Annotated in this window: 12 protein-coding genes; all 12 read left to right on the top strand. The window is 63.7% G+C overall.

The genetic code is table 11. The features are described from left to right. Positions 1-1,129, top strand: a 1,129-nt coding sequence (gene tuf / locus F790_RS0103335; RefSeq protein ID WP_019590831.1) for an elongation factor Tu, incomplete at its 5' end; no start/stop codon positions are given. Between the two features lie 6 nt (positions 1,130-1,135). Further along, a complete protein-coding gene (gene rpsJ, locus F790_RS0103330) occupies positions 1,136-1,447 on the top strand; it encodes a 30S ribosomal protein S10 (protein ID WP_018870684.1) in 312 nt (103 codons plus the stop codon). 107 nt (positions 1,448-1,554) lie between these two features. Then, a complete protein-coding gene (gene rplC, locus F790_RS0103325; RefSeq protein WP_026332840.1) occupies positions 1,555-2,199 on the top strand; it encodes a 50S ribosomal protein L3 in 645 nt (214 codons plus the stop codon). A 5-nt stretch (positions 2,200-2,204) separates the two neighbouring features. Next, the gene (rplD, locus tag F790_RS0103320; protein WP_019590829.1) at positions 2,205-2,810 is read left to right on the top strand and encodes a 50S ribosomal protein L4; all 606 of its coding nucleotides are present in this window, start codon (positions 2,205-2,207) and stop codon (positions 2,808-2,810) included. Beyond that, positions 2,807-3,103: a 50S ribosomal protein L23 gene (rplW, locus tag F790_RS0103315; RefSeq protein ID WP_018870681.1), complete on the top strand. Its 297-nt coding sequence runs from the start codon at positions 2,807-2,809 to the stop codon at positions 3,101-3,103. Before rplD ends, rplW begins: the two co-directional genes overlap by 4 nt. A gap of 2 nt (positions 3,104-3,105) precedes the next feature. Continuing rightward, positions 3,106-3,927, top strand: a complete 822-nt coding sequence (gene rplB, locus F790_RS0103310) for a 50S ribosomal protein L2 (RefSeq protein WP_018946635.1) — start codon at positions 3,106-3,108, stop codon at positions 3,925-3,927. A 12-nt stretch (positions 3,928-3,939) separates the two neighbouring features. Next, on the top strand, positions 3,940-4,212 hold the full coding sequence (gene rpsS / locus F790_RS0103305) for a 30S ribosomal protein S19 (RefSeq protein WP_018870679.1): 273 nt from the start codon (positions 3,940-3,942) through the stop codon (positions 4,210-4,212). Positions 4,213-4,222: 10 nt separating this feature from the next. Continuing rightward, entirely contained in the window at positions 4,223-4,564 is a 342-nt protein-coding gene (gene rplV / locus F790_RS0103300) for a 50S ribosomal protein L22 (RefSeq protein WP_018870678.1), read from the top strand. 2 nt (positions 4,565-4,566) lie between these two features. After that, a complete protein-coding gene (gene rpsC, locus F790_RS0103295; RefSeq protein ID WP_018870677.1) occupies positions 4,567-5,247 on the top strand; it encodes a 30S ribosomal protein S3 in 681 nt (226 codons plus the stop codon). Positions 5,248-5,257: 10 nt separating this feature from the next. Continuing rightward, the gene (rplP, locus tag F790_RS0103290) at positions 5,258-5,671 is read left to right on the top strand and encodes a 50S ribosomal protein L16 (RefSeq protein ID WP_018870676.1); all 414 of its coding nucleotides are present in this window, start codon (positions 5,258-5,260) and stop codon (positions 5,669-5,671) included. Then, positions 5,671-5,865 carry a 50S ribosomal protein L29 gene (rpmC, locus tag F790_RS0103285; protein ID WP_018870675.1) on the top strand — a complete coding sequence of 65 codons (195 nt, stop codon included), beginning with the start codon at positions 5,671-5,673 and terminating at the stop codon, positions 5,863-5,865. Before rplP ends, rpmC begins: the two co-directional genes overlap by 1 nt. A 5-nt stretch (positions 5,866-5,870) precedes the next feature. Beyond that, on the top strand, positions 5,871-6,137 hold the full coding sequence (gene rpsQ, locus F790_RS0103280) for a 30S ribosomal protein S17 (RefSeq protein WP_018870674.1): 267 nt from the start codon (positions 5,871-5,873) through the stop codon (positions 6,135-6,137). The last annotated feature ends 2 nt before the right edge of the window (positions 6,138-6,139 follow it).

Genomic DNA, 6,139 nt, shown 5'->3' with positions numbered 1-6,139 from the left:
GGACCACGGGAAGACGACGCTGACGGCGGCGTTGACGGTGGTTCAGGCGAAGAAGTACGGCAGCGATGCGCGTGCCTTTGACCAGATTGACAACGCGCCGGAAGAGAAGCAGCGCGGTATCACGATTGCGACGGCGCACGTGGAGTACGAGTCGGACACGCGCCACTATGCGCACGTGGACTGCCCGGGTCACGCGGACTATGTGAAGAACATGATCACCGGTGCGGCGCAGATGGACGGCGCCATTCTGGTGGTTTCGGCGGCGGACGGTCCGATGCCGCAGACGCGGGAACACATCCTGCTGTCGCGCCAGGTGGGCGTGCCGCACATCGTGGTGTTCCTGAACAAGGCGGACATGGTGGACGATCCGGAGCTCCTGGAGCTGGTGGAGATGGAAGTCCGCGATCTGCTGTCGAGCTATGATTTCCCGGGTGACGACACCCCGGTGGTCACCGGTTCGGCGCTGAAGGCGCTGGAAGGTGACGAAAGCGAGATGGGCGCCCAGGCGATCCACAAGCTGGTGGACGAGATGGACCGCTTCATCCCCGAGCCGGAGCGCGCGGTGGACGGTGCGTTCCTGATGCCGGTGGAAGACGTGTTCTCGATTTCCGGTCGCGGTACCGTGGTCACCGGTCGCGTCGAGCGCGGCGTGGTGAAGGTTGGCGAGGAAGTGGAGATCGTGGGTCTGCACGACACGCAGAAGACCACGGTGACCGGCGTGGAGATGTTCCGCAAGCTGCTGGACCAGGGCGAGGCCGGCGACAACGTGGGCGTGCTGCTGCGCGGCACCAAGCGCGACGACGTGCAGCGCGGTCAGGTGCTGTGCAAGCCGGGTTCGATCACGCCGCACACCCAGTTCGAGGCGGAAGTCTACATCCTGAACAAGGAAGAGGGTGGTCGTCACACGCCGTTCTTCAACGGGTATCGGCCGCAGTTCTATTTCCGCACGACGGACGTGACGGGTTCGGTCGAGCTGCCGGAGGGCACCGAGATGGTGATGCCGGGCGACAACGTGAAGATGACGGTGTCGCTGATCAGCCCGATCGCCATGGAAGACGGTCTGCGTTTCGCGATTCGCGAAGGCGGCCGCACCGTGGGCGCGGGCGTCGTCTCCAAGATTATCGAGTAAAGATCCATGGCTAATCAGCGTATTCGAATTCGGCTCAAGGCCTTTGACCACCGTCTCATTGACCGGTCAGCGGCCGAAATCGTGGAAACAGCGAAGCGGACCGGGGCGCGGGTCAAGGGCCCCATTCCGCTGCCGACCAAGCGGGAGTCGTACACGGTGCTGACCTCCCCGCATGTCAACAAGGACGCGCGGGATCAGTACGAGCTGCGTACCCACAAGCGCCTGATGGACATTATGGATCCCACGGACAAGACGGTGGACGCGTTGATGAAGCTGGACCTGGCCGCTGGGGTCAATGTTCAGATTCGACTTAACTAAGCGGAAACTTTCTGTCATAATATTGGGCTTTCCGTGGCCCGGCGTTCGGCGCCGGGCCACGACTTTGGGGCGCAGGGCCGCGCCAGCGATTACGAAGGGGTTGGAAAATGGCTCTTGGACTCATTGGTCGCAAGCTTGGAATGACGCGCGTGTTCACCGAAGAGGGCGCGTCGGTGCCGGTCACGGTGCTCGAGGTGGACAATAATCGCGTGGTCCAGGTGAAGCGTGCCGACAGCGATGGCTACGACGCGGTGCAGGTCACGGCCGGCTCGCGCAAGCCGCAGCGGGTGAACCGCGCGGCGAGCGGGCACTTCGCCAGGGCCGAAGTCGAACCCGGGCGGGGGCTCTGGGAGTTCCACCTCGATGGTGAAGACGCCGAGGGCCTGAGCCCGGGCGACGCGATGACCGTCGATCGGTTCGAAGAGGGCCAGATGGTCGACGTGACCGCGCAGAGCAAGGGCAAGGGTTTCCAGGGGACGGTGAAGCGGCACAACTTCCGCACCCAGGACGCTACCCATGGTAACTCGCTGGCCCATCGGGCGCCGGGATCGATCGGGCAGAACCAGAGCCCGGGTCGGGTGTTCAAGGGCAAGAAGATGGCGGGCCAGATGGGCGCCGAGCGAAAGACCATTCAGAATCTCAGTGTGGTCCGGGTCGATGCGGATCGCGGACTGCTGCTGGTCAAGGGTGCCGTTCCCGGTCCGTCCAGCGCGGACGTGATGATCCGGCCGGCAGTCAAGGCGAAGGGTTGATAACGATGCAGATGACAACAGCCGATACCGGGGCCAGTGTGGAGCTTTCGTCCGCCTGCTTCGAACGCGAGTTCAATGACTCGCTGGTTCACCAGGCCGTGGTGGCGCAATTGGCGGCCGCCCGCCGCGGTACCCGCGCACAGAAGACTCGTTCGCAGGTTTCCGGCGGTGGCATCAAGCCGTTCCGCCAGAAGGGGACCGGCCGTGCCCGTGCCGGTACGATCCGCAGTCCGCTGTGGATTGGTGGCGGCAAGGTGTTTGCGGCCCGCACGCGGGATTTCTCGCAGAAGCTGAATCGCAAGATGTATCGCGCTGCGCTGGCGTCGATCCTTTCCGAGCTGGTGCGGCAGGAGCGGCTGAAGGTCGTTTCCAGCTTTAGCGTGGATAGCGGCAAGACGCGTGATGGCGTCGCCGCGCTGCGTAAGCTCGGGATGGAGTCCGGTCTGGTCGTGCTCGATGCCGAGGATGAGCGGACCGACCGGGCATTGAGGAACGTGCCGCGCGTGGATGTGGCGACCCTGGGCGAGATCGGTCCGGCCAATCTCGTCGGAGCCGAAACCGTGGTGATGACCGAAGCGACCGTGCGTCGGATCGAGGAGTGGTTGGCATGAATGGCCGTCTGATGCAGGTAATCCAGGGCCCGGTGGTGTCGGAAAAAGCGACGATGGCCGGGGAGGTCGGGCAATACGTGTTCAAGGTGTTGCCCGATGCAAGCAAGGCCGAGGTGAAGGCTGCCGTCGAGCAGCTCTTCGAGGTGCGCGTGGAAGGCGTGCGCACGCTGCGGCAGCAGGGCAAGACCAAGCGGTTCGGTCGTCAGTTCGGACGGCGGAATCACTGGAAAAAGGCCTATGTGTCGCTGGCCCCGGGCGAAAGCATTGACATGGGTGAAGGGGAGCAGCTCTGATCATGGCTATTATCAAGACCAACCCCACGTCGGCCGGTCGGCGGCACACGGTGCAGATTCGCGGAGACGGTCTGCATCGAGGCGAACCATATCCGGGCCTGGTCGAAAAGAAGCAGCGGACCGGCGGGCGCAACAACACCGGCCGCATCACCTCGCGGCATATCGGCGGCGGGCACAAGCAGCGCTACCGTACGGTCGACTTCAAGCGGACGAAGGACAATATCCCGGCTCGCGTTGAGCGGCTGGAATACGATCCGAACCGCAGTGCTCACCTGGCGCTTCTGCTGTATCGCGATGGCGAACGTCGGTATATCATTGCGCCGCGCGGGCTGAAGGTCGGGGATACCGTTTCGAGCGGCTCGCAGGCACCGATCCGGCCCGGCAACGCCATGGCGCTGCGGTCCATTCCGGTGGGCACCACAGTGCACGGCATTGAGCTGAAGCCTGGCAAGGGCGCGCAGCTGGTGCGCTCGGCCGGTGGCAGCGCGCAGGTGGTGGCCCGAGAAGGGCAGCTGGCAACGGTCCGGCTCGCGTCCGGAGAGATGCGCCGCATTCAGTCCGAGTGCCGGGCCGTGGTCGGCGAAGTCGGACACTCCGAGCATTCCCTGCGCAAATTCGGCAAGGCCGGCGCACGTCGCTGGCAGGGCAAGCGCCCGACGGTCCGCGGTACGGCGATGAACCCGGTCGACCATCCGCATGGGGGCGGTGAAGGCCGCAACTTCGGTCGCCATCCGGTAACCCCGTGGGGGCGCCCGACCAAGGGCTTCAAGACCCGTAACAACAAACGTACCGACCGCATGATTGTGCGTCGGCGCAAGAAGTAACGGAGCACGAGCATGCCGCGTTCACTGAAGAAAGGCCCGTTCGTTGACCATCACCTGCGCCAGAAGGTGGAAGTGGCGGCGGAAAAGAACGACCGTCGTCCGATCAAGACCTGGTCCCGGCGTTCGATGATCATTCCGCAGATGGTGGGTCTCACCATCGCGGTGCATAACGGGCGGCAGCATGTCCCGGTGCTCATCAACGAGAACATGGTTGGCCACAAGTTGGGCGAATTCGCCGCGACCCGGACCTTCAAGGGTCACATCGCCAACAAGAAATCGCGCTGAGGACGGTTTGATGGAAACGATCGCAAAACTCCGGTTCGCGCGGATGTCGCCGCAAAAGGCGCGGCTGATTGCTGACCAGGTTCGCGGCATGCCGGTGGAAAAGGCGCTGAACGAACTCACGTTCAGCCGCAAGAAACCGGCGGCCATCGTCAAGAAGGTTCTGGAATCGGCCATCGCGAACGCCGAAAACAACGACGGCGCCGACATTGACGAACTGCGCGTGTCGCGGATCCAGGTCGACGAAGGGCCGGTGCTGAAGCGCATGCAGGCCCGCGCGAAGGGCCGCGGCAACCGTATTCTTAAGCGCACGAGCCACGTGATCGTGGGTGTCAGCGAGAAGGGGGCGAAGTAAGCATGGGTAACAAGGTACATCCGACCGGCATTCGCCTCGGCATCTCGCGCCCGTGGTCCGCCACCTGGTATGCGGACGGCGAGGATTTCGGTGATACGCTGAACAACGACATCCAGCTGCGGGAGTTCCTCCTGAAGCGGCTGAGCCATGCGTCCGTGAGCCGTGTCATCATCGAGCGCCCCGCGAAAGCGGCGCACATCACGATTCAGACGGCACGTCCGGGTATCGTGATTGGCAAGAAGGGCGAGGACATCGAGAAGCTGCGCCGCGAAGTGGCGCGCGAGACGGGTCTGGACCAGGGTTCGGTCAAGATCAACATCGAGGAGGTCCGCAAGCCCGAAATCGAGGCCCAGCTGGTGGCCGAAGGTATCGCCCAGCAGCTGGAGCGCCGCATCATGTTCCGTCGGGCGATGAAGCGGGCGGTGGGTAACGCGGTGCGCCTGGGGGCGGAAGGCATCAAGGTGCATGTTTCCGGTCGCCTGAATGGCGCCGAAATCGCCCGGTCCGAGTGGTATCGGGAGGGTCGTGTTCCGCTGCATACGCTCCGGGCGGATATCGACTACGGATTCGCCGAGGCGCGAACGACTTACGGAATCATCGGCGTGAAGGTCTGGATCTTCAAGGGTGAGGTCTTCAGCCTGGAGCCCACCGAAGGCCGCCGCGCCGCGGCCAACGCGAGCTAGGACATAAGCCATGTTGCAGCCAAAAAGAACCAAGTTCAGGAAGCAGTTCAAGGGGCGCAACCGCGGTATGGCGTCCGTGGGCGCCAAGGTGAGCTTCGGCGAGTACGGGCTCCAGGCGGTCGAGCGCGGTCGGGTGAACGCCCGGCAGATCGAAGCCGCGCGGCGGGCGATGGTCCGTCACATCAAGCGCGGCGGCAAGATCTGGATTCGGGTGTTCCCCGACGTTCCGGTAACCAGCAAGCCCCTGGAAGTCCGCATGGGCAAAGGCAAGGGCGGCGTCGAGTACTGGGTATGCAAGGTCCAGCCGGGCCGCATGCTTTACGAGATGGAAGGGGTCAACGAGGATGTCGCGCGCGAGGCGTTTCGACTCGCCGCTGCGAAGCTCCCCGTCAAGACCGTGTTTACGCGTCGGCAGGTGATGTGATGAAAACGTCCGAACTCAGGAACAAGTCCGATCAGGAACTCGGCAGCGAGCTCGAGGCCCTGTACAAGGAACAGTTCGGTCTGCGCATGCAGCAGGCCGTCGGGCAGCTTTCGCGTCCCGACCGCATGAAAACCGTGCGGCGCGATATCGCCCGGATCAAGACGCTGATGAACGAACGCAGAACGGCGGGTTAACGAAGATGAACCAGGAAACGACGAAAACCCAGCGCTCCGTTGTGGGTCGCGTGGTCAGCGACAAGATGGACAAGACCCGCACGGTCGTGGTTGAACGGCGCGTTCGGCACCCGCTGTATGGCAAGTTCATTCGCCGGTCGACGAAGCTCCGCGTCCATGACGAAGAGAACGTGTCGAAGGAAGGCGATCGCGTACGGGTTCGGGAGTGCCGGCCCATGTCGAAACAGAAGCGCTTTGCCCTGATCGAAGTGGTCGGGCGCGACGCGCTGTGAAC

Source organism: Thioalkalivibrio sp. ALE20 (assembly GCF_000381405.1).
GTDB lineage: Bacteria > Pseudomonadota > Gammaproteobacteria > Ectothiorhodospirales > Ectothiorhodospiraceae > Thioalkalivibrio.
Note: the sequence above shows the minus strand (reverse complement) of the source record. Positions and strands in the feature narration are given on the sequence as shown.